The sequence below is a fragment of the Aquicoccus sp. SU-CL01552 genome (assembly GCF_040365005.1).
GTDB lineage: Bacteria > Pseudomonadota > Alphaproteobacteria > Rhodobacterales > Rhodobacteraceae > Antarcticimicrobium.
This window is the reverse complement of record NZ_BAABWV010000001.1, coordinates 68,310-93,012: the sequence shown is the minus strand read 5'-3', so window position 1 is coordinate 93,012 and position 24,703 is coordinate 68,310. Positions and strand designations below refer to the sequence as shown.

The window sequence follows — 24,703 nt, the reverse complement described above, 5'->3', positions numbered from 1 at the left end:
AAGAAGCAGGGGCGTGGAGATGAGCGACGGAATACGCTGCATGTGGATGCGGGGCGGCACCTCGAAGGGGGGGTATTTCCTGGCCGATGACCTGCCGCAGGACGTGGCGGCGCGCGATGCCGCGCTGCTGGAGATCATGGGCAGCCCCGATCCGCGCCAGATCGACGGCATGGGCGGCGGTGATCCGCTGACCTCCAAGGTGGCAGTGGTCAAACGCTCGGAGCGGCCCGGCGTCGATGTGGATTACCTTTTTCTGCAGGTCTTCGTCGATCGGCCGCTGGTCACCGATGCGCAGAACTGCGGCAACATCCTGGCCGGGGTCGGTCCCTTTGCCATCGAGCGCGGTCTGGTTGCGGCGCAGGATGGCGAGACGCCGGTGACGATCTTCATGGAGAACACCGGGCAGGTGGCGCAGGCGCGGGTGCAGACGCCCGGCGGCGCGGTCTCCTATGCGGGTGCGGCGCGGATCGACGGGGTGCCGGGCCCCTCGGCCCCGGTGCCGATCGTGTTCCGCGATACCGCCGGATCAAGCTGCGGCGCGCTGCTGCCCACGGGCAACGCGGTGGACGTGATCGAGGGGGTAGAGGTCACCCTGATCGACAACGGTATGCCCTGCGTGGTGTTGCGCGCCACCGACATGGGGATCAGCGGCGACGAGCCCCCCGAAGAACTCGAGGCGAATGCGGATCTGCGGGCGCGTCTGGAGGCGATCCGGCTGGCCTGTGGCCCGATGATGAACCTGGGCGATGTCACCGACAAGTCGGTGCCCAAGATGACCATGGTGAGTGCGCCGCGCGACGGCGGGGCGATTTCCACCCGCACCTTCATTCCGCATCGCTGCCACAAGGCGATCGGGGTGCTGGGCGCGGTCAGCGTCGCCACCGCCTGCCTGATCGAGGGCACGCCGGCCCATGCGCTCGCCGAGACCGGCGTGGGCGGTCAGCGCAACATGGCGGTGGAGCATCCGACCGGAGAGATGACCGTGGTCGCCACGCTGGACGCGGCAGGCGCGGTGGAGAGTGCCGGCATCCTGCGCAGCGCGCGCAAGTTGATGGACGGGCTGGTGTTTCCACGCTGAGGCGGGGTCACTCGTAGCCGGTCATTTCGAGATAGCCGCGCCCCGGGTGGCTGCAGGAGACGCGCACCGGTCCTTCCCAATAGGGGAAGCTCGTGCCCATCCAGCTTTGCGGGTTGAGGGCCGCGACCTCCACGTCGACGCCGCGGTCGGGCAGGGTGACGCGCCAACGCACCGGCACGTCGCGGCCGGCGACGGGGGTCTCGTCCAGGGGGGCGGCCCGGAACGCGCCGGACGCAAGCGGTGTGGCGTTTCCCTCGGCGTCGATCCAGGTGCCGGAGGTGAAATCGCCGCGCGCCCCGCGCAGCCGGAACCCCATCAGGCGCGCGCCGCTGTCGAAGGTGAGCGAAAACCAGTCCCAGCCGCTCTGATCGGCGGCCAGCGGCTGCGACGACCATTCCCGGTCGAGCCAGCCCTGACCGGTGACCGCGACCGGGCCGGAGGGCAGGGTGAGCGTGCCGGTGATCCGGTAGTGCGGTTGCGAGTAGTAATGGCTGGCCTGCCCGTCGGCGGATTTCACCGAATACCCGTTCACCCCGTGCAGCACCAGCGGCCCCTCGGCGGTGAGGTTCAGGTCGTAGGCGAACTCGGCCCCCAGCGCCGTGAGACGCAGGCTGTCGAAATCCGCGCCGGCCATCTGCCAATCGTCGATCCAGGCGCGGAAGGGGGTGGCGCGCACCCCGGCCTGACCGATCCCACCGCGCGCCAGTCGCTCGGCGAAATAGTGGTTTTCCGGCGTGGTGGCGGCGGCGTGGCCCATCCAGATCTGCGGGCTGGCCCATCCCGCCGCCTCGCCCGGGGCGAGGGCCGAGCGGAACAGCGTCCACTGCACGCCGTAGTCGGTGCCGTCCGGTCCGGTGAGATTGGCGGTGAGATACCACCACTCGATGCGGAAATCGGGATGGGGCCCGTGATCGCGCGGGAAATGCAGGCGGGTGTTCGGGTCGGGGTTGGCGAACCCCTCGGAGGCGGTGCTGCCCAGCCCGGCATAGCCCTGGCCATAGGCGGGCAGGGCGGCGAGCAGGATCAGCAGGAGGGCCAGTCTAGCGCGCATTGGCAAACACCTTGAGCAGCTCCGAGGGCGGCAGGCGATAGAGCCGCCGCGCCGGAATGGCGGCGGCCAGCCCCGCGGCCAGCAGCGCCAGGCCAAAGAGCCGCAGCCAGTCGGCGGGAAACAGGTACATCGGCAGCCGCCATCCAAAGGCCTGCACGTTGATCACCGCCAGCAACACCCAGGCCAGCGCCAGCCCCAGCGGCAGCGCCAAGAGCGCGGTGAAGGCCGCCAGAAGCAAGCTGCGCCCCAGGTCCAGCCGCGCCAGCGTACCGCGCGTTAGCCCCAGCGCCCAGACCGGGGCCAGTTGCGGCAGGCGTAGCGACCACAGGGTCAGCAGGCTGGTGAGGATCGCGAAGCCGGCCACGCCCAGTGTCAGCAGGTTCAGCGCGCCGGTCACCACGAAGGTCTTGTCGAAGACGGCCAAGGATTGCGCCTTGAGTCCGGCCTGATCGATCAGGGCCGAGGCGGGCAGGTCGAAGTCCTCCTGCAGCGCGGCGATCAGCCCCGGCACCGTATCGGGGGCCACACGCACGCCGAACCGGCGGTTGGGCACCGCGCTGGCGTGGGACAGGAGCGCAGGCAGCGCGACGATGGCCTGTCCGGTGGGGTTGCCGTAATCGGAATAGACCCCGGCGATCGGCAGGGTCCAGCCGGGGGCCAGTTGCACGCTGTCGCCGGACCACTGGCCGAGGCGCCGTGCCAGTTGTTCGTTGATGAAGACCGCCGCGCCGGCGTTCACCCGGCCCCAGGCGTTCGGGGCCTGCTCCAGCAGCGGCCAGTTCTCGCTGTAGGTGGGGTGATCGACCACGCCATAGACGGTGACCGGCCCGCCCGCGACGGTGAACTCGGCCGAGCGGATCGGCAGCACCGCCTCGCTGCGCGGGACCAGCCAGCGGGCGATCTCGGCCCCCTGTTCATCATCTCGGGCGGTCAGGTAGAGTTCGGACACCAGCCGCTGATCGAGCCAGCCGGTGAAGGTGAGGCGAAAGCTGGAGACCATGGTGCCGACGCCGACATTGGCCGCCAGTGCCAGCAGAAGCGCCATCAATGCCAGCCCGATCCCGGGAAGCTGTGCCCGCGTATCGGCCCAGAGCCAGTCGCCCACCGGCCCGCGCGCCAAGCGCCGCCCGAGGTGCAGGACCAGTGCCAGCACCGGCGGAAGCAGCAGCGCCGCGCCCAGCATCAGACCCGCGATCAGGGCAAAGCCGCCGACCAGCCCCGGCACCAGGACGAGCGCCGCGCCCCCGGCGCCGATCAGGCCCAGCCCAGCCAGCGCCATGCGCCGCTCGCCCCGCGCGGCGCGCTGCGCCCAGGCCTGCAATCCCGGTGCCGAGAGCAGCGGCATGTGCACCATCCGCCACAGCGCCTGGGCGCTGGCCACCCCGGTTCCGGCCAGCGCCATCGCCAGCCCGCCCATCACCCAGGACGGGCGCAGCGACAGCCCGCCGGCCACCGGCGCGCCGTAAAGCCCGCGCAGGGTGGCGGCCACGTCGGGCAGTAGCGCGGCGGCCACGAGGTAGCCAAGGACCAACCCTAGCCCGCCGCCGATCAGCGCCAGGACCAGCAACTCGCCCAGCATCAGCGTCGTGAGCAGCCGCAGCGGCAGCCCCAGCGCGCGCAGGGTGCGGACCATGCCGCGTCGCTGCTCGAAGGCGAGGCCGACGGTGCCATGCACGATGAACAGCCCGACAGCGAAGGACAGCAGCCCGAAGGCGGTAAGGTTCAGGTGGAAACTGTCGGTCAGCCGCGCGGTATCTGTGCCGGCGCGCGAGGCCCGGCGTTGCAACTCGGGGGCAAGGTCCGCCAGCGGGGTCAACCCGGGCGGCTGGTCTGACAGGATCAGCAGCCGGTCGATCTGGCCGGGCCGTGCCAGCAGCCGTTCGGCAACCCCGATGTCGGTCATGACCATGCCGGGTGGGACGCTGTCGCTGACCCGAATTTCGGGCAGGCCGGGCACATCGGCCAGGGCAGCCGCCACCTCGGGCGGGGCGAACAGCACGCCGCCCTGCGCCAGCATCCGGCCCAGCGTTGCAGAATCGCGCTCCATCGTGGCGGCAAAGGCGGGCAGGGGTGGATGGGTAACCGGATCGAGGCCCAGCACCGTAACCCGCAACTCGCCCAGCCGGGCACGCCCCTCCAGCACCGGGGACAGCTGCCATCCGGCACGCCGCAGCGCCACGTAACGTGCCAGCGGGATCGGACCGCCGGGGGCCTCCAGCACATCAAGCGCGCCACTGCCGATCTGAGCTGTCGCGCGGGCGTAGCTGGCGCGCGCCTCGGCATTGATCGCTTGCACCGCCGACCACAGCGCGGTGGCCAGTGCCAGCCCGGCCAGCAGCGTTGCCAATTGCAACGGATGCCGCCGCCAGTGTGACGCCAGCGCCAGGAGGGCGGCGCCGATCATGCGATTCGCCCGTGGCTCAGGTGCGCGCGGGCGTCCAGCCGCGCGGCGATGCGGTCGGAATGGGTGACGAGGAACAGGGCGGTGCCGCTGGCGCGTACCAGTTCCAGCATCAGGTCCATCACCGCGTTGCTGGCGGTCTCGTCAAGGTTTCCGGTGGGTTCGTCTGCCAACAACAGGGCCGGGCGCGCCGCCAGCGCGCGTCCGATGGCCACCCGCTGTTGCTGCCCGCCAGAGAGTTGTTCGGGATAGCGCGCGGTCAGGTCCGCCAGCCCGAGCCGTTCGGTCAACTCGCCGATCCAATCCGGGTCAAGGCGCCCCGCCAACCGAGCGTGAAAGGCCAGGTTCTGCGCCACGGTCAGCGAGGGGATCAGGTTGAATTGCTGGAACACCAGCGCGACCCGCTTGCGCCGCAGCGCCGCGCGGGCGCTGTCATCCAGCCGCGACAGTGGCGTTCCGGCGAGCGTGATCTCGCCCGCGTCGAAGCCGTCGAGCGCGCCGGCAAGATGCAACAGCGTGCTCTTGCCGCTGCCGCTTTCGCCAGTCAGCGCCAGCGTCTGCCCCGCGTCCAGCGTCAGGGACACACCCTGCAGCACCGGGCGCGCGCCCGGGTAGGTCTTTTGCACGTGGTCTATCGTCAGCAGCATCGGCGGCCTCGCTTCCGGCGGTTGCGTCATCAATTGGGTTTCGGGCGCGGGCTGTCCACCCCCTTGGGCGGAATGCCGCGTCAACATCGCCGCAGCATCACGCCCCGATTGACGCGGGGACCTGAACCGGGTGATCTGCCCGCATGATGAACCGTTTCTTTTCCCTCGCCGCGGGGCTTGCCCTGGTCATGGCGGCCCCCGCGGCTGCCGAAGAGCGGGAGGACACCTGCCGTGCCCGGGCCGAACGGCTGAGCGGCTACAGTCCCGGCGCGCTCGAGACCCAAGTGGGCGAAGTCACCATTCGGCTGAGCGGGTCGATCGCGCTGGGGGTCTCGCGCAGCAGCGGTCCGATTGTTTCCTCGGCGCCGCCATCTGCGGGCGCCGCCGCGCGGGAACGGCATGAAGCGAACCGAAACAGCGAGAAATCCAAACGTTACAAGCAATATTTTGATCAATGCATGAGCGATTCGAAGGATTAGGTGGCGCTTTAAGTCTCGTATTTTTCCGCGATGAAACATTTACTTGCGCAATACACCTACAGCAAAGGTGAGAACAGCCGTGCTACCGGTGCGCTGTACCGGATCAGGGCCCTTTGCTGGGCGATCCCCTCCTTCATCTCATAACTCTGCTCGAAGTCCCTCCGCAGCATGGTGTCGACGCGGGCGGCGACATCGGCATCGAAGAACAGGGCCATGGCCTCGAAATTCAACCGGAACGATCGGTTGTCGAGGTTGGTCGTTCCCACCGCTGCCAGCGTATCGTCCACCACGAAGACCTTCTGGTGCATGAACCCGCCGGTATAGCGGAACACCCGCACGCCGGCCTCGGTCATCGGGTCGAAATAGGCCCAGGCGGCCATCCACGGTACCCAATGATCCGGCTTGTCAGGTACCAGCAGGCGCACGTCGACGCCGCGCAGCGCGGCGTGGCGCAACGCTGTGATGATATCCGTGTCCGGCACGAAATAGGGCGAGGCGATCCACACCCGGTCCCGTGCGGCGGCGATGGCGGAAAAGAACATCAGGCTGCCGGTCTCGGTCTCGTCGCCCGGGCCGGTGGCGACGATCAGCCCGGTGGCGTCCGCGGGATCCTGCGGCGCGGTCCAGTTCAGGTCGGCAAAGGGCGTTTCCCCGGTCAGCCAGTGCCAGTCCTCGAGAAAGATCAACTGCAACTGCGATACCACCGGCCCGCGCAGCCGCAGGTGGGTGTCGCGCCAGGGCCCGTAGACCTTGCTGCGCCCGAGGTATTCGTCGCCCACGTTCAGCCCGCCGATGAAGCCGGTCTCGCCATCCACGATCAGGCTCTTGCGGTGATTTCGGTAATTGATCTCGAACCGAAAGGAGGGGGCGCGGTCGCGCTTGCGGCGGGCAACCTCGATCCCGGCGGCGCGCAGCCGCGCGAAATAGCGGTTGGGCAGGCCGAAACTGCCCAATGCATCGGTCATCACCCGAACCTTGACGCCACGGGCCGCCGCCGCGATCAACCGATCCTGGAACGCGCGCCCGAGCCGGTCGTTGCGGATGATATAGAACTGCACCAGCACATAGCGTTGCGCCGCGTCGATGGCGGCGAACATGGTGTCGAAGGCCGCCGCGCCGTCGATCAGCAATTCGGCCCCGTTGCCCCGCAGCGCCGGCATGTTGGCGCAGTATTCGAACGGCGCCAGGGTGACCCGTGTCCGCTCGGGGTCGGGAGCATTGAGCGCGGCGAACTCGCGGATCGCCTCGACCACCCGCCGCGCCTCGCGGCGCGAGATGAGGTAGCCATGCACCCGGTGATGCCCCAGGAACAGGTAGACCGGGACGGCCAGAAAGGGCAGGGCGAGCAGGAACACAACCCAGCCGACCGCCCCCTGTGGCGTCCGCGCCGTCGCCGCCGCACGAAAGGCGAACAGGACGGACGCGGTGTAGAACGCCGCGATCACCAGCGGGCCGAGGATGACCCACATCACGCCACCACCTTGCGACCGGAGGTCGGTTGCACGGGGCCTTGCCGTTCACCGGGCATGCGGTGCGGCACTCAGGATTTGCGCAACCGGTCGAAGACGGTCTTGATCTTCATCCCCAGCTCCTTCGCGGCCTCACCGACCTCGTCGGCGGATTTGTCGAGCTGGGTCTTTTGCACGAAACGGTCCCAGTCCTTGATCAGGTCCTCCCATTCCTCCTCGGCCTCCTTGCTGGCCAGGTGCATCTGAAGTTTCAGCTCGTCACGGGTCTGTTTCAGCTTGGCGGTGAAATCGTCGAAATCGTCCATCAATACTCTCCTTGATCCGCGCCGGGCCGACCCGGCGCCTCCCTGGATGAAAGGGTGACGCCGATCCCGTTTGAACGCAACGGTACAGAATGGCGCGTCTGGAACAGGACGCCGGCCAAGGATAGGGTGGCGCCATGACAGGCAAGAGACAAGATCCCCTGGCCATCGGCCTGCGCGCATTTCTTCGCGCGCTGGGTCGGTTCGGCGAAAAGGGCGGCTGGGTGATGAGCAGCCACGTGGCGATGTCGGTGATGATGGCGCTGTTTCCCTTCGTGCTGTTTGTGGTGGCGCTGGCCGGGTCGCTGTCGCGCGACGTGCCGGTCGACGACCTGTTCGCGCTGTTGCTCGGCTCCTGGCCGCAGGAGGTCGCGGCCCCGATCGAGCGGGAATTGCGCGCGGTCCTGGCCTCGTCCGATTCGGGGCTGATGACGCTGGGCGGGGTGCTGGCGCTCTATTTCGCTTCCAACGGGGTCGAGGCGGTGCGGGTGGCGATGGCGCGGGCTTATCACGACACCGATCCGCGCCCCTATTGGAAAAGGCGGCTGTTGTGCCTGGGGCTGGTTATCGCCGGTGCGGTGCTGGTGCTGGTCGGGATCGCGGTGGACGTGGTCTGGCCGATCTATTCCAACATGCTGCGCAACGCGGTGCCGGGCGAGGTGACCTCGTGGTTCACCGGCGTCGGGGTCAGCTGGATCTTTGTCGCCGCGGCGCCGGTGCTGGGGGTGATCGCCGTCCACATGGTGCTGCCCGGGCGGCGCCATGGGCTGCGCCGGATCCTGCCGGGCATCGTGCTGACACTGGTACTCGGCGGGCTGGCGGGCTGGGGGTTCTCGATCTACATCGGGCGCTTTGCAGCCTATTCGGCGACCTATGCCGGGCTGGCCGGGGCGATGTCGGCGCTGATCTTTCTCTATCTCAACGCCGCGATCCTGATCCTCGGGGCAGAGTTCAACGGCGCGCTGATCGACGAAGAGCAGGGCGAGCACGCCGCCAGCTGATTTCCCCGGCAAGGTCCCGATTGCGCCCCATTGACGGCCCGTTTGCGCGGCAGGCTCCCCCGGTCACATGACGGGAGATGCCCATGCCCACCACCGATCGCGCCAGCCGCCACACCCGCCTGTTCGTCCTGATCCATCAGCAGGCCCGCGCCGAATACACCGCGCTGCGCCTTGAGCGGCGATCGCGACAACCGCTGGATGATCCCGACCGGTTCATGGCAATGGCCGCCCGCTCCTGGTCCGGCCCGTCCGATGTCGTGCGCCGCTGATCAGCCGCGAAAGCCGGTGGCGACCACGAATTTCTCGGAACTGTCCGACCGCGACGCCGGCGGCTTGACGTTGACCACCTTGGTGAACTTCTGCTTCAACAGTTTTTGCAGATCGCCCTCGGCACCACCGGCCAGAACCTTGGCGACAAAGGTGCCACCCTCTTCCAGCACGTCAAAGGCGAAATAGGCCGCCGCCTCGCACAGCGCGATGATGCGCAGGTGGTCGGTCTGCTTGTGGCCGGAACTGGAGGCTGCCATGTCGGACATCACCACGTCGGCCTTGCCGCCGAGCCAGCCCTTGACCACCTCGTCGGCATCATCGGCCATGAAGTCGAGCTGGTGGATCTCGGCGCCGGCGATCGGTTCGACCTCCTGCAGGTCGACGCCGATGATGCGGCCCACCGCCTTGCCCGATTTCTCGCCCAGGGCATTGATGCGCGGCACCGCCACCTGGATCCAGCCGCCGGGGGCGCAGCCCAGGTCGACCACCCGTGCGCCGGGCACGAGAAAGCGGAACTTGTCGTCAAGCTCCATGATCTTGAAGGCGGCGCGGCCGCGAAACCCCTCGGCCTGTGCCCGCTTGACGTAAGGGTCGTTGAGCTGGCGTTGCAGCCAGCGGGTCGAGGACAGCTTGCGTCCCCGCGCCGTCTTGACCTTGACGGTCAGGTCACGCTGTCCGCGTCCCGATGTGTTTCGCCCGGAGGGTGTCTTGGCCATGAGTCCTGTTCCTCGCAATCGACCCCAGATACCGGGTCTCGCCCTGTCGGGCAAGTCCGCGCGTACCTTCGCCCCGGTGGGCCATTGCCCCGGACGACGTCGAACCGGTAAATACGCGGGACGGCGAACAGCCCGGTTGTCCTTTGATCCCGCGTCAGAACGGGCCGTCTTCCAACACGCCGTCGGCGCTCATCTGCGCATAGAGCAGCCCCTCGCGCAGGCCACGGTCGGCGACCGACAGCCGGTCGGTCGGCCAGCAACGCAACAGCGCCTGCAGGATCGCCGAGCCGGACATGATCAGAGCCTGCCGATCCTCGCCGATGCGCGGATCGCGGCGACGACCGAGGGGCCCGAGGGCCAGATAGCCGCGGATCACCTTGTCGATCTGGTCGCTGGTCATGCGCAACCCGTCCACCTTGGTGCGGTCATAGCGTTTCAGCCCGAGGTGGCTGGCCGCCACCGTGGTCACCGTGCCCGAGGTGCCGACGATCTGGAACCCCTCGCGCGCCTGCACGTCCTGGTAGGGGGTGAACTCGGCCAGGTTCTCCTCGAAGAACCAGCTCATCAGGGCAAAGCGCGCGGAATCGTCCTCGACGTCATAGAACTGGTCGCGCAGCGTCGCCACGCCCAGCGGGACCGAGATCCAGTCCACCACCTTGGCGGCGGGAAACGGGCTCTCGGGCGGGTGGAACCCGGCGTGCAGCCGCATGATCGCGCGGGGCCGGTCGCGGCGCGGCACCGATGAGATATCGATCCACACCAGCTCGGTCGAGCCGCCGCCGATGTCCACCACCAGCAGTTGGTCGGTCTTGGTCGAGACCAGCGGCGCGCAGGAGATCACCGCCAGCCGTGCCTCTTCCTCGGGCTGGATAATTTCCAAGTTCAGGCCGGTTTCACGCCTGACCTGGCGGATGAATTCGCGCGCGTTCTTGGCCCGGCGGCAGGCCTCGGTGGCGACCAGCCGCATCCGACGGACCTTGTTGCGCTTGAGCTTTTGCTGGCAGATCCGCAGCGCCTGGATCGTGCGCCCCATCGAGGCACGCGAAAGCCGCCCGGTCCGCTCCAGCCCGGACCCGAGCTGAACGGATTTCGAGAAACTGTCCACCACATGGAACCCGCTGCCCTTCGGCTGGGCAATGAGCATGCGGCAACTATTGGTGCCCAGATCCAGCGCCGCGTAAAGCGCATCGGGATCGGGCCGGGACGGCGCAGGGCTTTCGACCGGTTTCGGGAACGCGCCCGCACCTTTGGGACGCTTGGGCGCCATGACAACACGCCCTCCGATTTCAAGTTAACGTCAAGCTATGTCTTTGCCCGTCGCCGCGCAAGGGATCATCGCCCTCATGTAGAAGATGAAAAGAATGACAGGCACGCGGGCTGGCCAGCGCGGGTTCGATTGCCTAGGCATTGGTCGCGGATAGCGTCGTTTTCGTCGAAAACCGGCGACGGCGCGTGGCACTCCTGCCGTAGAGAGAGCAAAGAGAAGACAGGGAATCAGAACCATGCCGGACGTCACAATCGTATACTGGCGCGACATCCCGGCCCAGGTCATCGTGGGCAAGGGCCGCCGCGGCACCAAGCGCCCGCTGGCCGAGCGGTTCGAACAGGCCATCGACCGCGCCGCCATGAAGACCGGCGCGGCAGGAACCGATGCCTACCTTGCCGAATGGCGCAAGGCGGCCCCCTATGCCGTCGACGGCGATCCGGCCGAGGTGGCCGAGGCCGAGGCGACCCGTCTCGAAGCGGAATACGATCAGGACCGGATCAAGGCCCTGATCGCGAACGACGGCTGGGCATGAACCTGGCATCACTCTGGGAGGCCGCAATGGCATTGTTGAACTTCAAGAAACGCGACACGGCCGCCCCGGCGCCGGTGAACCGGCAGGTCGAGGCGCTGTTGGAGCATTACTCGATCGAGGTGATGCCGCGCACCGCCGAGAAGGTCGAGGATTTCCGCGACCTGCTGCCCGAGGGCACCCGCGTCTATATCGCCCATATCGACGGCACGCCCGTCGAGGACATGGTGCGCACCGCCGCCCGGCTGGCGCGCGACGGCTTTGCGGTGATGCCGCATTTCCCGGCCCGCATCATCAGGGACAAGGCGACGCTGGAAAACTGGATCGCCATGTACCAGGGCGAGGCTGGCGTCGACCAGGCGCTGTTGCTGGCCGGCGGCGTGGCCGCGCCGCAGGGCGATTTCGACAGCTCGATGCAGCTGATGGAAACCGGCCTGTTCGACAAGGCGGGGTTCAAGCGGCTGCACGTCGCGGGACATCCCGAGGGCAACCGTGATATCGACCCCGAGGGCGGCAATGCGAATGTCGAGGCAGCGCTGCGCTGGAAACAGGATTTCAGCGAACGCACCGATGCCGAAATGGCGCTGGCGACCCAGTTTGCCTTTGACGCCAAACCGATCATCGCCTGGGCCGATGGCCTCAAGGCGGCGGGCATCGACCTGCCGATCCATATCGGGATCGCCGGGCCGGCCAAGCTACAGACGCTGATCAAGTTCGCCATCGCCTGTGGCGTCGGCCCCTCGCTCAAGGTGCTGCAGAAACGGGCGATGGATGTCTCCAAGCTGCTGCTGCCCTATGAGCCGACCGAGGTTCTGGCGGAACTGGCCGCCCACAAGGTCGCCAATCCCGACTTCAACATCACCAACGTGCATTTCTTCCCGCTTGGCGGTATCAAGACCAACGCCAACTGGGCGATCGAACATGGCGGCGCGTCGGGAACCCCGGCGGCCGCGGCATCGGCATGACAGCACAGCAAGCAGGACATCGGCCCACCCTTGCCGCCCTGCCTCGCGCGATACAGGCTCTTGGGGCAATGGCGTTGCCGGGATATGGTCGGGTCACTGGATTGAAAAATTTTGGTGACTCTCATGTTCAGATACCTGTTTTTAGCCGTGCTCGCGGTGCTGTTGCCGCTGGCAGCCGCTGCGCAACAGGCCGCGCCCGTGCCAAACCTTGCCGGGATGTGGCGCTGCGTGTCGAATTCCCAGACCGTGTCGATAGACCTGCAATTACAGGTCTATCCCAACCAACAGCTTCAGGGCCGCGGCACCATCGTCTATGTCAACACCTCGCGCATCTACAACGTGCAGGGGGCCGGGACATGGTCCATTGCGCCGCCAGACGCACAGGTGCCGCAATGGCTGATCCGGTTCCAGTTGGCGCCGCAGAACCACGCGATCTTCTCGATCTTCGCGCGGCCCACTGGCGACCCCTATTCGCTATACAACCTCTTTCAGGATCCGCAGTCGGGCAGCGTTGTCGAGACAAGCTGCGCACGTATCGGCTAAGCCACCCGCACCGAGTTGCGACCCGCCACTGCCCGCACCTGGCGGCCAGGGTGGGCGCATTTGACCAGATATCAAAGGAATGCACATGACCCGCACCGTAGTCGAAAGCAAAACCAAGACCGCCGTCATCGGATTTGACGAGCCCTTTTGCGTCATCGGTGAACGCATCAACCCGACGGGCCGCAAGAAACTGGCGGCGGAACTGGAGGCGGGCGATTTCTCGACCGTGGAAAAGGACGCCGTGGCACAGGTCGCCGCCGGCGCCAACATCCTCGATATCAACGCCGGGGTGGTCTACAACTCCAACCCCAACCCGAACGAGACCGAACCGCCGCTGATGACCAAGATCGTCGAGATGGTGCAGGGGCTGGTCGACATTCCGCTGTGCATCGACAGCTCGGTGCCCGGCGCGCTTGAGGCGGGGCTGGAGATGGCCGAGGGTCGGCCGCTGCTGAACTCCGTCACCGGGGAAGAGGAGCGGATGGAACTGGTTCTGCCGCTGGTCAAGAAATACAACGTGCCGGTGGTGGCGATCTCCAACGACGACACCGGGATTTCCGAGGATCCCGACGTGCGCTTTGCCGTCGCCAAGAAGATCGTCGAGCGTGCCGCTGATTTCGGCATCCCGGCGCATGACATCGTGGTTGATCCGCTGGTGATGCCGATCGGCGCAATGGCGACCGCCGGTCAGCAGGTTTTTGCGCTGGTGCGGCGCCTGCGCGAGGAGTTGGGCGTGAACACCACCTGCGGCGCCTCCAACGTCTCTTTCGGGCTTCCCAACCGGCACGGGATCAACAACGCGTTCCTGCCGATGGCGATGGGCGCCGGCATGACCAGCGCGATCATGAACCCCTGCGCGCTGCCGGTCGGGCCGAGCAAGATCGCCGAGAAAAGGGCGGCGGTCGAGGCCGCCGGGATCGTCCTGCCCGAGGGGATGGATGACGAGACCTTTTGTCAGTTGTTCGGACTGGGCAGCACCCAGTTCCGGCCCGGATCGGAGATGGCGGCCATTCGCGCCGCCAACCTGCTGACCAACAACGACCCGCATGGCGGCGAATGGATCCGGTTCAACAAACCGCCCGCTGCGCCGGGAGAAGAGGGCGCAGGCGGCCGCCGTGGCCGGGCCGGCGGACGCCGCCGCCGCGCCTGATCCAACCGAACACCGGAAAGGCCGGGCCTTGTGTCCGGCCTTTTGATCTTAAAATTTTACGGTCGTTTTTGTATCTTTGTTTATCGCCTCTTGCTGTCGCCGATTCAGGTGACACTTTAGGAACAAGGCCCGCGTCTTTGGCCTTCATGTGCCAGATGGACCTGCGGAAACCTGTCCCCGGGACATTAAAGCTTGACCGCAAGGGGGGCTTTCGGGTCGGCTGTCAGGCATGGAAACCCGATCCGATCCATATCGCTGCAACGCCGATGACATGGCCCCGCTTGCGCGCTTGCTGATCGTCCCTCCGGAGGGCTGAGCTATACAGGTGTTTTCGTTTGAAACCGAACCGCGCACTCATCCCGTCCTCGGGCTTGTCGTGCTCCAGGCCGATGAACGGATCGAGGCGGACCTGCGGCAGTTGCTCCCTGCACCGGTGGATCTGTTGGTGAGCCGGGTGCCCAGCGGGCTGGACGTGACGCCGCAGACGCTGGCGCGAATGGAGGCGGAATTGCCGCGCGCGGCGGGGCTGTTTCCCGAGGCGGTCGGATTTGACGTGATCGGCTATGGCTGCACATCGGGCGCGGCGCAGATCGGATCGGCGCGGGTGGCCGAAAAACTGCGCGTCGGGGCGCGCGCGGCCCATGTGACCGACCCGGTCAGCGCACTTGTCGCATCCTGCCGGTCGCTGGGGCTGCGGCGGTTGGCGCTGCTGTCGCCCTATGTGGCGGCGGTGTCGGACCGGCTGCGCGCGGTGCTTGCGGAACAGGGTATCGCGACCCCGGTGTTCGGCAGTTTCGCCGAGGCCGAGGAGGCCCGCGTGGCGCGGATCACGGCGGGCTCGATCGCGCAGGCGGCGCGGACGCTGGTCGCGGAAGGCGGGGTCGACGGGCTGTTCCTGTCCTGCACTAACCTCGATACCCTGCCGATGATCGGCGCGTTGGAGCGCGAGATCGGGATTCCCGTTCTGTCCAGCAACCTCGTGCTGGCCTGGCACATGCTGCGGCTGGCCGGCGCGCCGGGGCCGGCTTACGACTGCGCCCTTGCCCGTACCGGTGCGCGGCAGAAGGAGGCGCAAGCATGAGCGCTGATAAAACGCCGCATCTTGACGACGTGGACCTGCATTGCCGGATCGAGAAGGAGACCTACCTCGCGCAGCTGGCCGATCTGCAACGCAAGCTCACCCAGATGCAGCAGGCCTATCTTTTGTCTGGACGCAAGGCGGTGATCGTGTTCGAGGGTTGGGACGCGGCCGGCAAGGGGGGCACCATCCGGCGGTTGTCGCAGGCCTTCGATCCGCGCGGGTTCAAGGTCTGGCCAATCGGACCACCGCGCGACTATTACCGCGAACGCCACTACCTTCTGCGTTTCATGGAGCGTTTGCCACCCGATGGCGGCCTCTCGGTGTTCGACCGGTCATGGTATGGCCGGGTGCTGGTCGAACGGGTCGAGAAGCTGACCCCGGAACACCGGTGGCGCGCGGCCTATGACGAGATCAACACCTTCGAGCGGATGATGGTCGACGACGGGGTGCGGGTGGTCAAGCTGTTCTTTCACATCTCGCCAAAGGAACAGGCCAAGCGGTTCGAAGAGCGGCTGCGCAACCCGATGAAGCGGTGGAAACTGTCTTACGAGGATTTCCGCAACCGCGACCATTGGGCAGCATCCGAGGCGGCGACCAACGAGATGTTCGAGAAAACCTCGACCGACCACGCGCCCTGGACGGTGATCCCGGCGAACCAGAAGAAATACGCCCGCATCGCCGCGCTTCGGACCATCCTCGAAGTGCTGTCGCAGGATCTGGACCTTGGACCGCCCCGGGTGGAGGACTCGCTGCTGGAGATCGCCCAGACGCACCTGGACCTGGAGCCGGATTTCCTCGACAGCCTGCGCGCCGATCGCACTTCGGTCAGCCGTTGAAGCGGATCGGCAGCGAGAAGCGATAGACCGGGTCTTTCAACCCGTCCGGCGCGGCGGGAAACCGGCCGGCGCGGCGCACCGCCTGTACCGCCGCCGCGTCGAGCTTGGGGTTGCCCGAACTTTGCCGCACCGCCACCGACTGCAGGTCGCCGTTGCGGTCGACCTGCAGGGTCAGCACCACGCGCCCACCACCGCGCACATCGCGTGGATGCCGTTTCCGACGTTCGATCTTGGTCCGGATGCGCGCGCCCCAGTTGGCCACCAAGCTGCGGCGCTGGCCCGTGCTCAGGGTCGCGGTGTCGGCCCGTCCGCCGGTACCGGCCTGTTTCGCGCCACCGCTGCCGGCGGCCTTTTGCGCCGGGGCAGCCGGTGCGCTTGGCCGGCTCTGGCGCTGCGGACGGGCCTCGGGTTTTGCCGGGGCGGGTGGCGCGGCTGTTTCACGCACCTCGGACATCTCCGGGGGGGACGCGGGCGCCGGTATGTCGGGTTTCATCGTGGCGGTCGGCCGTGAAACGGCAACCGGGGCAGGGGCCTCGGGGGCAAGCGGTGCCGCCCCGCTGTCGGCCGCGATAGACGGAAGCGCGGGCGCGTCGGCCAGCGGCGCAGTCGGGTGTGGCAAAGCCAGCGGCACGGGGCGCGGATCAACCGGATCGCGGGGCCGGTCAGGACGCGCGACTTGCGCGGTCGGGCGGTCCGGTCGTGTGACCTGTGGCAGGTCCAATGCCGACTGTTGGTCTGGCGGGCGTGCAAGTGCGGCAAGCTCCGGCGCGGCGGCGACCTCCGGCGGGGCCTGCCAATCGGCAACCATCGCCGACAACTGCGGTGTCGCCCCCTGCAGGGTCACGAGGCGCTCTCCCCCCGCACCGCGCGATTGCGTCCCTCCGCCCGGCACCGCGGCAAAGGCGAGAACGTGCAGCCCGGCGGCCAGGGCCGCGAACACCGTCTTTTCCACCAGTCCGCTCATTCCGGCAGCACCGAAAGCTGGACCCGGGCAATGCCCAGTGCCGCCATGCGCCGCATCAGCCGGGCCACCGTCGCTGCCGGCACCTTGGCGTCGGCCACCAGGATGACCGGCCCGGGGGAGGGATCGCGCGCCGCCAGGGCTGCCAGCGCGGCATCGCCACTGGTCCCATTCATGCGCGCGATCCCGTCGTGCCCGAGAAACAGCCGCGTGCCGTGATCGACCGGGGCCCCCAGCGTGGCGCGCGGCGGGGTCACCTCGACCGGGTCCGGCGGCGCGATCTGCGAGGTCATCAGGAAGAAGACCAGCAGCAGGAACACCACGTTGATCATCGGCACCACGGATTCGCGATGCGGGCGTTGGCGGGGGGCGGAAATCTGCATGTGGCTACTCCACCAGGACGAGGGCGGTGTACCCCGCCGCGCGCAATCGGTCGGCGACGGAAACGACCTCCTGCAACGGTGTGGCGTCCCGTGCGCGCAGGATGATGGTGTCCGAGGGGGCGGCCATCAACGGCGCCAGATCCGCCGCCAGCGCCTCGGGCGCGGTGGCTTGCCCGTTCAGCCAGAGAGCGTCCGCGCCAATCTCGACCAGCCGCGGGGGGCCGGAATAGGCGGCACCACCGCCGCCAAGCGGCAGCGGAACGACCTGGTCGATACCAAAGCGCGAGGCCAGCATGAAGAAGACCAGCAGCAGGAACACCACGTCGATCATCGGCGTCAGGCTGGGACGCCGGCGACGACGGATCGGCGCGAGACCCTCCATGGCTATTCCGCGGCCCGGTCGATCTCGGCGGCCCGGGGGCCGGGCGCCACGAAGATCCGCGTCACCGCGTCCTCGATATCGCGGCGCATGCGGTCGATAACCGCCTCGAACCATGTCAGGGCGGCCGAGGCTGGGATCGCGACGGCCATGCCGGCGGCGGTGGTCAGCAGCGCCTCCCAGATGCCACCCGCGAGTTGCGAGGGATCGGCGCGCGCGCCGCTGTCCTGCAGCGCCTGGAAGGCGGCGATCATGCCCAGCACGGTGCCGAGCAGACCCAGCAGCGGCGCGATCGTGGCGATCAGTTCCAGCGCGCGCAGGCCGGTGGCCGCCTCGGCCAGCTCGTTGCGCGCCACCCGCAGCGTGTCCTCGCGCGCCAGCGCGTCGGGTTTGTCGGCACGTCCGGCGATGGCGGCGCGCACCACGGTGCAGCGCGGCCCGCCGCGCCGGGAAAGGATGGCCTCGACCGCCGCATGATCGCCGCGCTCATAGGCGGCCACCGCATCGCGCGCGCGGCCCTTTCGCCAGGCCCCGGCGTGGGCGAGGCGCCAAGCCTTCCACAGGATGATCGCCAGGGTGACGACCGAGAGCAGGGCGATCGCCCAGATCACCGGGCCGCCGTCGGCCAGGACCGGGGGCAGCGGCGAGGCCGGATTTGCCACGGTCTCGGCGACAGTCTCGGGCACGGTGAACGGCGGGTCGCTGGGGCTTATCGCCCCTTCCTGGGCGGTGGCGGGCGCGGCAAGGGCCAAGGGGCTCAGGCGGGCAATCAAGGTGCGGATTGCGGTCATCAGGGCAGCGTCCTGTCTGCTGTTGGAGGCATCTGGCGGGCAGCTGGCTGTTTCTCTACGACGTGGCGGGTGGCCTCGTAAAGGGCGGCTTCGAACTCTGGCGCCAGCATGAAAAAGCCCCCGCGAAAAGGCGGGGGCGAGATCAGCACGGTCGGTTTCGGTACACTGGGACCGGATCAGGCGCCCCAGTGGCGCACCACGCCGCAATCCATATGCACGAAGTTCGACCGGGAGTAGCGCCCGACACCACCCGCGTGGCAGGCCATTGCCGCCTTGGCCATCTGGTTGACGCTGCGCGAGGCAAGACGCAGGTCGGCGGCCTGACCCTTCATGTGGAGTGAGTTCTTGGCAACCCCGCGCGAGCGGCGGCGCAGCATCGCGTTGGTCTGCGGGCTGCGATAGCCCGAGAGCATCATGTAGGGCTCATGCACGTCCATGAGGTTGTGCGATGCCGCCATGATATCCAGCGTGCGCAGATCAATCGACTTGATCTGATCCGTGCGCCAGTCGCGCATGAAATAATTGATCTCCTTGACCGCGTCCTTGATATACTTGCCGTCGATCCAGTAAATCATGTCGATCCGCTCGCCGGTGCGACCGGAGTACATCTTCAGCCTGCGGATGTCGCCACTTCCGCGAAGAAAGCCCGCTGCGCTGGAGTAGGTGGGGGCCGCTGCCAAAGCGGTTGCTGCAAAGGCGCCCAAGAGAGAGCGCCGGGTAAGTCCCGATCCGTTCGAATTTGCCATTGGTCTGCGTTGTCCCGTACGCTTGTCGTCCTGCCTATGCGTGATGTTACACGCGCGAATAGTCGTCCATCCCCAGATGCCAACTGCATGCCATAGGACGATTCGCCTGCCAAGCACGGATTGTTTCAACCCTGTTACAGGGGGAATTTTCGGCAAAATTCTGCGCAAATTCCGCGTTTCGGCTGATATCGTCCCCCTGTGCTGCCTCGAAATCGCGCAAGCGATGCATCGAAGCCGCACCGCGTGGACCGCAATGCGACCTGAAGGATTTGTGAATGGACAATTGCACCCCCGCGCGAAAAAACTGAGAATACACTGATTAGTCACAGACTTTTTCCGAGCTGCCCAGGAATGCCAAATATGATATCGACCCTCCGGATTTCCCTCCAAGTCACGCTGCTGGCCGCGATCTGCGTGCTGGGGCTTTCACTTGCCCCTCCTGCCCAGGCGCAGGTGACTGCGTTCAAGCAATCGGTGGCCGAGGCGGCCTCGACCGATGACGCCGTTGCCGCCTTTTACCGTGAGCGCAACTATCAACCGCTCTGGACCGCCGAGGGCGAGCGGGCCCGCGCCCAACGCGCGGCCTTGCTCGACGCGCTGTCCGGTGCCTCGGTGCATGGGCTGCCCGAAGGCCGCTACGGTGTCGCGCAGCTGAAGGCCCAGATGGCCGCCGTGCGCACCACCCGCGACCTGGCGCGGGTCGAGGTGGCGTTGAGCCTGGCCTTCGTCACCTATGCCAAGGACGTGCAGACCGGGTTGTTGACGCCCTCGAAGGTCGACGACGAAATCAAGCGCAAGGTGCCGCTGCATGACCGCAAGGCATATCTGACCGAGTTCGCGGCAAGCGCACCACAGACCTACCTGCGGGCGCTGCCGCCGGTGACGGCCGAGTACCGGGCGCTGATGAAGGAGAAGCTTCATTTCGAACACCTGATCGCACAGGGTGGCTGGGGTCCGGCCGTGCCCGGAAGCAAGATCCAACCTGGCGACCAGGGGCCGGCGGTGGTCGCGCTGCGCAATCGTCTGGTTTCGATGGGATACCTCGACCGCAGCGCCACCCGCACCTATGACCGTGCGATGGAGGATGCGGTGCGCCGGTTCCAGCTCTCGCATGGGCTGGAGGCCGACGGGGTCGCCGGGGGTGGAACCCTGAGCGAGATCAACAAACCGGCCTCGGAGCGGCTGAAATCGATCATCGTGGCGATGGAACGCGAACGCTGGCTCAACCACGAGCGGGGCGAACGCCATGTCCTGGTGAACCAGACCGATTTCACCGCCAAGATCGTCGACCACGGGCGGGTGACCTTCCAGACCCGCTCGGTGGTGGGCAAGAACGTGCATGATCGTCGCAGCCCCGAGTTCTCGGACGAGATGGAGCACATGATCATCAACCCGAGCTGGCACATCCCGCGCTCGATCATCGTCAAGGAATACCTGCCCAAGCTGCGCAACAACCCCGGCGCGGCCGGGCACCTGATCATCACCGACAGCCGCGGACGCCGGGTGAACCGGGCCAATGCCGATTTCTCGCAATACAGTGCAAAGTCGTTCCCCTTTGACATGCGCCAGCCGCCGAGCAGCCGCAACGCGCTTGGTCTGGTGAAGTTCATGTTCCCCAACCGCTACAACATCTACCTGCACGACACGCCGCAAAAACACCTGTTCAAGCGCGAGGTACGGGCGTTTTCCCACGGCTGCATCCGACTGGCCGAGCCGTTCGAATTCGCCTATGCGCTGCTGGCGGTGCAATCGGACGATCCGCGCGGGTTGTTCCAGTCGATCCTCAAGTCCGGACGCGAGACCAAGGTCGATCTGGAAAAGCACGTGCCGGTGCACATCATCTATCGCACCGCCTTCACCGACGAGTTGGGCCGGGCCGAATTCCGCCGCGACGTCTATGGGCGCGATGCCAAGATCTGGAACGCGCTTCAACAGGCGGGGGTAGCCCTCGGATCGGTTCAGGGGTAAGCACGGGGTCCAAACGAACGGCAGGACCCGCAATGAGCTATACCATCGAGGAAATCGCGCGCGCCCTGGGCACCGAGGCCCGGGGCGACGTGTCTTTGACGATCCGACGCGCCGCCGAGCCCGGCACCGCAGGGCCGGATGACCTCGCGCTTGCGATGGCGCCGAAATACGCCGAAGACCTCGGCAATGGCCTGGCCCGGGCCGCGATGCTCTGGGAGGGGGCGGACTGGCAGGCGATGGGACTGGAGGCAGCGATCTTTGCGCCGCGCCCGCGCATGGCCATGTCGGGGCTGACCCGGATGATGGACCCGGGGCAGGGCTTTGGCAGCGGCATCCACCCCTCGGCGGTCGTCGATCCCACCGCCGAACTGGGCATCGGCGTCAGCGTCGGCCCGCTGGCCGTCGTGGCCGCCGGGGCCCGGATCGGCGCCGGCTCGGTGATCGGACCGCATTGCTATGTCGGAACCGATGCCGAGCTTGGCGAAGGCGCCTTCCTGCGCGAGATGGTCAGCATCGGCGCAAGGGTGAAGATCGGCGCGCGATTCATCGCCCAGCCTGGCGCGCGGATCGGGTCGGACGGGTTTTCCTTTGTCACACCCGAGGTGTCCGGCGCCGAGAACGTGCGCAAGACCATGGGCGACCAGGGCGATGCCAAGGCGCAAAGCTGGCTGCGCATCCATTCGCTGGGGGCGGTTCGCATCGGCGACGACGTCGAGATCGGCGCCAATGCCACCATCGACGCCGGCACCATCCGCGCCACCGAGATCGGTGATGGCTGCAAACTCGACAACCTCGTGCACGTGGGCCACAACGTGCGCACCGGGACCGATTGCCTTTTCGCCGGCCAGACCGGCATTTCCGGATCGGTCGAGATCGGCAACAACGTGATCCTGGGCGGCCAGTGCGGTGTCGTCGACAATATCTTCATCGGAGACGGGGTGATCGCCGCCGGCGGCACCAAGATCCTGTCCAATGTTCCGGCCGGGCGCGTGATGATGGGATACCCCGGCGTCAAGATGGACACACAGACCGAAATCTACAAGGCACAGCGCCGGCTGCCGCGTCTCATGCGCGATGTCGCAGCCCTGAAAAAGGCTGTTTCCAAACTGGGTTCGACCGAGTAAATCAGCCCCAGTGCAGCAGTTCAGAGAGCGCCAATGAGCATTCGCGACAAGGTCATCGCCATCATCGCCGAGCAGGCCGTGCTGGAGCCCTCCGACGTCACGGTGGAGAGCACGTTGGAGGACCTGGGCATCGACAGCCTGGGCCTGGTCGAAAGCATCTTTGCCATCGAAGAGGAATTCGACATCTCGATCCCCTTCAACGCCAACGAGCCGACGCAAAGCGATTTCGACATCACCAATGTCGGCGCGATCATCACCGGTATCGAAAAGCTGGTTGCCGAGAAATCCTGAAGCACTCAGAACGGGCCTGACCACATGAAACGCGTTGTCATCACCGGGGCCGGAACCATCAACGCCCTGGGCCAGTCGGTTCCCGAAACGCTGGAGGCCATGCGCGAGGGGCGCTGTGGCATCGGGCCGCTGGAATTCCGCGATGTCGATCGTCTGACCATCCAGATCGGCGGCCAGGTGCGCGGCTTCGAGACCGAGGGGCGCTTCAACCGCCAGCAGATGACGCTGTATGACCGGTTCACGCAATTTACCCTGGCCGCGGCCGAAGAGGCGATCACCCAGGCAGGGCTGGAGTTTCATGGCGATCTTTCGGCCCGCGCGGGCGTGGTTCTGGGCACCGCGGGCGGAGGCGTGTCGACTTGGGACGACAACTATCGCTCGGTCTACGAGGACGGCAAGAACCGGGTGCATCCCTTTGTGGTACCGAAACTGATGAACAACGCGGCCGCCAGCCACGTGTCGATGAAATACAATCTCAAGGGGCCGAGTTTCACGGTGTCCACCGCCTGCGCCTCGTCGAACCACGCCATGTCGCTGGCGTTCCAGCTGGTGCGCTCCGGCGCTGCGCCGGCGATGATCACCGGCGGCTCGGAATCGATGCTGTGTTTCGGCGGCGTCAAGGCATGGGAAGGGTTGCGGGTCATGTCCAAGGACGCCTGCCGCCCGTTCAGCGCCAACCGAAACGGCATGGTCCAGGGAGAAGGCGCCGGGGTTTTCGTGTTCGAGGAGTATGAGCACGCCCGCAAGCGCGGCGCCGAGATCCTCTGCGAGGTGGCCGGTTTCGCCATGACCTCGGACGCCTCCGACATCGTGATGCCGTCGAAACAGGGCGCGGCGCGGGCGATGGCCGGCGCGCTGGCCGATGCCGGGATCACCCCCGACCAGGTCGGTTACATCAACGCTCACGGCACCGGCACCGCCGCCAACGACAAGACCGAATGCGCGGCGGTGGCCGATGTCTTCGGCCCGCATGCGGACGAGTTGATGATCTCCTCGACCAAGTCGATGCATGGTCACCTGATCGGCGGCACCGGCGCGGTCGAGCTGCTGGCCTGCATCATGGCGCTGCGGGACGGGGTGATCGCGCCCACTATCGGTTACGAGGAACCGGACCCGGAATGCGCGCTGGACGTGGTTCCGAACGCGGCGCGCGAAGTGCCGGTCGAGGTGGCGCTGTCCAACGCCTTTGCCTTTGGCGGGCTCAACGCCGTTCTGGCGCTGCGGCGGGCCTGAAACGAAAACCGCCGGGCACGGGGCCCGGCGGCGATCCTGGCATCCGGGTCGGGACTCAGTTCTGGCTGACCACATCCACCTTGTCATAGCCTGCGGTGAATCCCTTCAGGGACAATTTCAGCGACACCAGTTGGTCGGGCGCCGGGGCCGGCACCAGCGACAGCGTCGCCTCGGTTCCACGCTTGAATGCGGCGATATCCTCTTCGGTCAACCCGATCTGCGCGACGCAGCCATAGGGGTTGCAGAAGGAATAGCCATAGCGCTTGCCCGGGGCGCCATCGACCGACAGGGTCAGCTGCGCCGGAAGCAGGGTTTCAAGCGGCACGATGATCGTGGCTCCCGCCACCGCCTGGCCCTTGCCCTCGATGCGGAACATCGAGAATTCGGCCATCGGGTTGCCCTTGTCGTCGTTCAGGATCTGCAGCAGCGAACAGGGGTCGGTTTCACCCTCGGTCTTGATGCAGGCCAGGTCCCAGTCTCCGATCTTTTCCTTGGAATACCGCGACCCGAGTTGCGGGTCCGCGTCCGCCGGCTGCCCCAGGTCCAGCAACTGATCGGCCGCAGGTTGTTCGGTCTCGGTTTCCTGGGCCATCGCCGGAGCGGCCAGGGCGGTCAATGCGATCACGGAGAGAGAGGTCAAGGTCTTGAACATGTGGTATTCCGTTATCCTTGGTGTCTGGTTGAGGCTGCTCTAGCACGGTGCAGAACCGGTGTCAGTGGCCTTTGCGCGCGCCGCGCGGAAATGTTCCGACACCCAGCAAGATCCTGTCGCAAAAAAGGGGGCTGAAACAGCCCCCTTCTTCGTAAAGTGTTTTCTCCCCGTCGGACTGGCCGACTTAGTTATACAGGGACGTTACGAAAGCGATGCTGCCCGGTCAACAGCAAAGGCAAGTTCGGCGCGCGCGGCCCGGGACCGGGGATGCAACCGCACGTTTTTTCGTCATCCGAGGATTTTCGTCACCTGCGGGGAAAAGGGCCGCACCCCTCGGGGCACGGCCAGTTCAACAGGGAGGGCCTTCGCCCCGCGCCGCGTTGCCGCGCC

At 66.9% G+C, this 24,703-nt stretch carries 27 protein-coding genes; 14 read left to right on the top strand and 13 right to left on the bottom strand.

Going from position 1 to position 24,703, the window contains the following annotated elements; genetic code table 11:
• The first annotated feature begins 19 nt into the window (after positions 1 to 19).
• Complete coding sequence (locus tag ABWV23_RS00480; protein WP_353343801.1) at positions 20 to 1,078, top strand: 4-oxalomesaconate tautomerase; 1,059 nt, start codon at positions 20 to 22, stop codon at positions 1,076 to 1,078.
• Positions 1,079 to 1,085: 7 nt separating this feature from the next.
• Here the strand turns inward: ABWV23_RS00480 and ABWV23_RS00475 are convergent, their stop codons facing one another.
• Genes ABWV23_RS00475 through ABWV23_RS00465 form a run of 3 tightly spaced genes read right to left on the bottom strand, consistent with a single transcriptional unit; the run spans position 1,086 to position 5,177 of the window.
• Positions 1,086 to 2,129, bottom strand: coding sequence for a lipocalin-like domain-containing protein (locus ABWV23_RS00475; protein WP_353343799.1), 1,044 nt, complete (start codon positions 2,127 to 2,129; stop codon positions 1,086 to 1,088).
• Complete coding sequence (locus ABWV23_RS00470; protein ID WP_353343797.1) at positions 2,119 to 4,533, bottom strand: FtsX-like permease family protein; 2,415 nt, start codon at positions 4,531 to 4,533, stop codon at positions 2,119 to 2,121. The genes ABWV23_RS00475 and ABWV23_RS00470 overlap by 11 nt, the downstream gene beginning before the upstream one ends.
• Positions 4,530 to 5,177, bottom strand: coding sequence for an ABC transporter ATP-binding protein (locus tag ABWV23_RS00465; protein WP_353343795.1), 648 nt, complete (start codon positions 5,175 to 5,177; stop codon positions 4,530 to 4,532). The genes ABWV23_RS00470 and ABWV23_RS00465 overlap by 4 nt, the downstream gene beginning before the upstream one ends.
• Before the next feature lie 143 nt (positions 5,178 to 5,320).
• On the opposite strand from ABWV23_RS00465, the gene ABWV23_RS00460 reads away from it, so the two are divergent.
• A complete protein-coding gene (locus ABWV23_RS00460; protein ID WP_353343793.1) occupies positions 5,321 to 5,656 on the top strand; it encodes a hypothetical protein in 336 nt (111 codons plus the stop codon).
• A gap of 56 nt (positions 5,657 to 5,712) precedes the next feature.
• Here ABWV23_RS00460 and cls read toward each other — a convergent pair whose 3' ends face one another.
• Together cls and ABWV23_RS00450 are read right to left on the bottom strand one after the other, a co-directional pair.
• Positions 5,713 to 7,125: a cardiolipin synthase gene (gene cls / locus ABWV23_RS00455; protein WP_353343791.1), complete on the bottom strand. Its 1,413-nt coding sequence runs from the start codon at positions 7,123 to 7,125 to the stop codon at positions 5,713 to 5,715.
• Between the two features lie 71 nt (positions 7,126 to 7,196).
• A complete protein-coding gene (locus ABWV23_RS00450) occupies positions 7,197 to 7,430 on the bottom strand; it encodes a hypothetical protein (RefSeq protein ID WP_353343789.1) in 234 nt (77 codons plus the stop codon).
• 134 nt (positions 7,431 to 7,564) lie between these two features.
• Between ABWV23_RS00450 and ABWV23_RS00445 the strand changes: the two genes are divergently transcribed.
• Together ABWV23_RS00445 and ABWV23_RS00440 are read left to right on the top strand one after the other, a co-directional pair.
• The gene (locus tag ABWV23_RS00445) at positions 7,565 to 8,428 is read left to right on the top strand and encodes a YihY/virulence factor BrkB family protein (RefSeq protein WP_353343787.1); all 864 of its coding nucleotides are present in this window, start codon (positions 7,565 to 7,567) and stop codon (positions 8,426 to 8,428) included.
• A gap of 83 nt (positions 8,429 to 8,511) precedes the next feature.
• Positions 8,512 to 8,697, top strand: a complete 186-nt coding sequence (locus ABWV23_RS00440; protein ID WP_353343785.1) for a hypothetical protein — start codon at positions 8,512 to 8,514, stop codon at positions 8,695 to 8,697.
• Here ABWV23_RS00440 and ABWV23_RS00435 read toward each other — a convergent pair whose 3' ends face one another.
• Together ABWV23_RS00435 and ABWV23_RS00430 are read right to left on the bottom strand one after the other, a co-directional pair.
• Complete coding sequence (locus tag ABWV23_RS00435; protein WP_353343783.1) at positions 8,698 to 9,414, bottom strand: RlmE family RNA methyltransferase; 717 nt, start codon at positions 9,412 to 9,414, stop codon at positions 8,698 to 8,700.
• Positions 9,415 to 9,568: 154 nt separating this feature from the next.
• Complete coding sequence (locus ABWV23_RS00430) at positions 9,569 to 10,681, bottom strand: Ppx/GppA phosphatase family protein (RefSeq protein ID WP_353343781.1); 1,113 nt, start codon at positions 10,679 to 10,681, stop codon at positions 9,569 to 9,571.
• 235 nt (positions 10,682 to 10,916) lie between these two features.
• On the opposite strand from ABWV23_RS00430, the gene ABWV23_RS00425 reads away from it, so the two are divergent.
• The 6 genes from ABWV23_RS00425 to ABWV23_RS00400 all read left to right on the top strand — a co-directional run bounded on the left by ABWV23_RS00425 (position 10,917) and on the right by ABWV23_RS00400 (position 15,785).
• Positions 10,917 to 11,213, top strand: a complete 297-nt coding sequence (locus ABWV23_RS00425; RefSeq protein WP_353343779.1) for a virulence factor — start codon at positions 10,917 to 10,919, stop codon at positions 11,211 to 11,213.
• A 26-nt stretch (positions 11,214 to 11,239) separates the two neighbouring features.
• Positions 11,240 to 12,175: a methylenetetrahydrofolate reductase gene (locus tag ABWV23_RS00420; protein ID WP_353343777.1), complete on the top strand. Its 936-nt coding sequence runs from the start codon at positions 11,240 to 11,242 to the stop codon at positions 12,173 to 12,175.
• 123 nt (positions 12,176 to 12,298) lie between these two features.
• On the top strand, positions 12,299 to 12,718 hold the full coding sequence (locus ABWV23_RS00415; protein WP_353343775.1) for a hypothetical protein: 420 nt from the start codon (positions 12,299 to 12,301) through the stop codon (positions 12,716 to 12,718).
• Positions 12,719 to 12,803: 85 nt separating this feature from the next.
• A complete protein-coding gene (locus ABWV23_RS00410; RefSeq protein ID WP_353343773.1) occupies positions 12,804 to 13,868 on the top strand; it encodes a methyltetrahydrofolate cobalamin methyltransferase in 1,065 nt (354 codons plus the stop codon).
• 319 nt (positions 13,869 to 14,187) lie between these two features.
• Positions 14,188 to 14,949 (top strand): maleate cis-trans isomerase family protein, encoded by a 762-nt coding sequence (locus ABWV23_RS00405; RefSeq protein WP_502901580.1) that lies wholly within the window; start codon positions 14,188 to 14,190, stop codon positions 14,947 to 14,949.
• Positions 14,946 to 15,785, top strand: a complete 840-nt coding sequence (locus ABWV23_RS00400) for a polyphosphate kinase 2 family protein (RefSeq protein ID WP_353343769.1) — start codon at positions 14,946 to 14,948, stop codon at positions 15,783 to 15,785. The genes ABWV23_RS00405 and ABWV23_RS00400 overlap by 4 nt, the downstream gene beginning before the upstream one ends.
• On the opposite strand, the gene ABWV23_RS00395 is transcribed toward ABWV23_RS00400, so the two are convergent.
• The 5 genes from ABWV23_RS00395 to mepK all read right to left on the bottom strand — a co-directional run bounded on the left by ABWV23_RS00395 (position 15,775) and on the right by mepK (position 19,045).
• Complete coding sequence (locus ABWV23_RS00395) at positions 15,775 to 16,749, bottom strand: energy transducer TonB family protein (protein ID WP_353343767.1); 975 nt, start codon at positions 16,747 to 16,749, stop codon at positions 15,775 to 15,777. The two genes, ABWV23_RS00400 and ABWV23_RS00395, sit on opposite strands and share 11 nt — an antisense overlap.
• The gene (locus ABWV23_RS00390) at positions 16,746 to 17,129 is read right to left on the bottom strand and encodes a biopolymer transporter ExbD (RefSeq protein WP_353343765.1); all 384 of its coding nucleotides are present in this window, start codon (positions 17,127 to 17,129) and stop codon (positions 16,746 to 16,748) included. The genes ABWV23_RS00395 and ABWV23_RS00390 overlap by 4 nt, the downstream gene beginning before the upstream one ends.
• Before the next feature lie 4 nt (positions 17,130 to 17,133).
• The gene (locus ABWV23_RS00385; protein WP_353343763.1) at positions 17,134 to 17,511 is read right to left on the bottom strand and encodes an ExbD/TolR family protein; all 378 of its coding nucleotides are present in this window, start codon (positions 17,509 to 17,511) and stop codon (positions 17,134 to 17,136) included.
• A 2-nt stretch (positions 17,512 to 17,513) separates the two neighbouring features.
• A complete protein-coding gene (locus ABWV23_RS00380; protein ID WP_353343761.1) occupies positions 17,514 to 18,299 on the bottom strand; it encodes a MotA/TolQ/ExbB proton channel family protein in 786 nt (261 codons plus the stop codon).
• 176 nt (positions 18,300 to 18,475) lie between these two features.
• The gene (mepK, locus tag ABWV23_RS00375) at positions 18,476 to 19,045 is read right to left on the bottom strand and encodes a peptidoglycan L,D-endopeptidase MepK (protein WP_353343759.1); all 570 of its coding nucleotides are present in this window, start codon (positions 19,043 to 19,045) and stop codon (positions 18,476 to 18,478) included.
• Positions 19,046 to 19,405: 360 nt separating this feature from the next.
• Here mepK and ABWV23_RS00370 point away from each other — a divergent pair, with 360 nt between their 5' ends.
• The 4 genes from ABWV23_RS00370 to ABWV23_RS00355 are packed head-to-tail and all read left to right on the top strand — an operon-like array spanning position 19,406 to position 23,661.
• Positions 19,406 to 21,013, top strand: a complete 1,608-nt coding sequence (locus ABWV23_RS00370; RefSeq protein WP_502901575.1) for a L,D-transpeptidase family protein — start codon at positions 19,406 to 19,408, stop codon at positions 21,011 to 21,013.
• 32 nt (positions 21,014 to 21,045) lie between these two features.
• Positions 21,046 to 22,137 (top strand): UDP-3-O-(3-hydroxymyristoyl)glucosamine N-acyltransferase, encoded by a 1,092-nt coding sequence (locus ABWV23_RS00365; protein ID WP_353343755.1) that lies wholly within the window; start codon positions 21,046 to 21,048, stop codon positions 22,135 to 22,137.
• A 33-nt stretch (positions 22,138 to 22,170) separates the two neighbouring features.
• Entirely contained in the window at positions 22,171 to 22,428 is a 258-nt protein-coding gene (locus tag ABWV23_RS00360) for an acyl carrier protein (protein WP_353343753.1), read from the top strand.
• A 24-nt stretch (positions 22,429 to 22,452) separates the two neighbouring features.
• Positions 22,453 to 23,661 carry a beta-ketoacyl-[acyl-carrier-protein] synthase family protein gene (locus ABWV23_RS00355; protein ID WP_353343751.1) on the top strand — a complete coding sequence of 403 codons (1,209 nt, stop codon included), beginning with the start codon at positions 22,453 to 22,455 and terminating at the stop codon, positions 23,659 to 23,661.
• A 55-nt stretch (positions 23,662 to 23,716) separates the two neighbouring features.
• Here ABWV23_RS00355 and ABWV23_RS00350 read toward each other — a convergent pair whose 3' ends face one another.
• On the bottom strand, positions 23,717 to 24,313 hold the full coding sequence (locus tag ABWV23_RS00350; protein ID WP_353343749.1) for an invasion associated locus B family protein: 597 nt from the start codon (positions 24,311 to 24,313) through the stop codon (positions 23,717 to 23,719).
• Between the last annotated feature and the right edge of the window lie 390 nt (positions 24,314 to 24,703).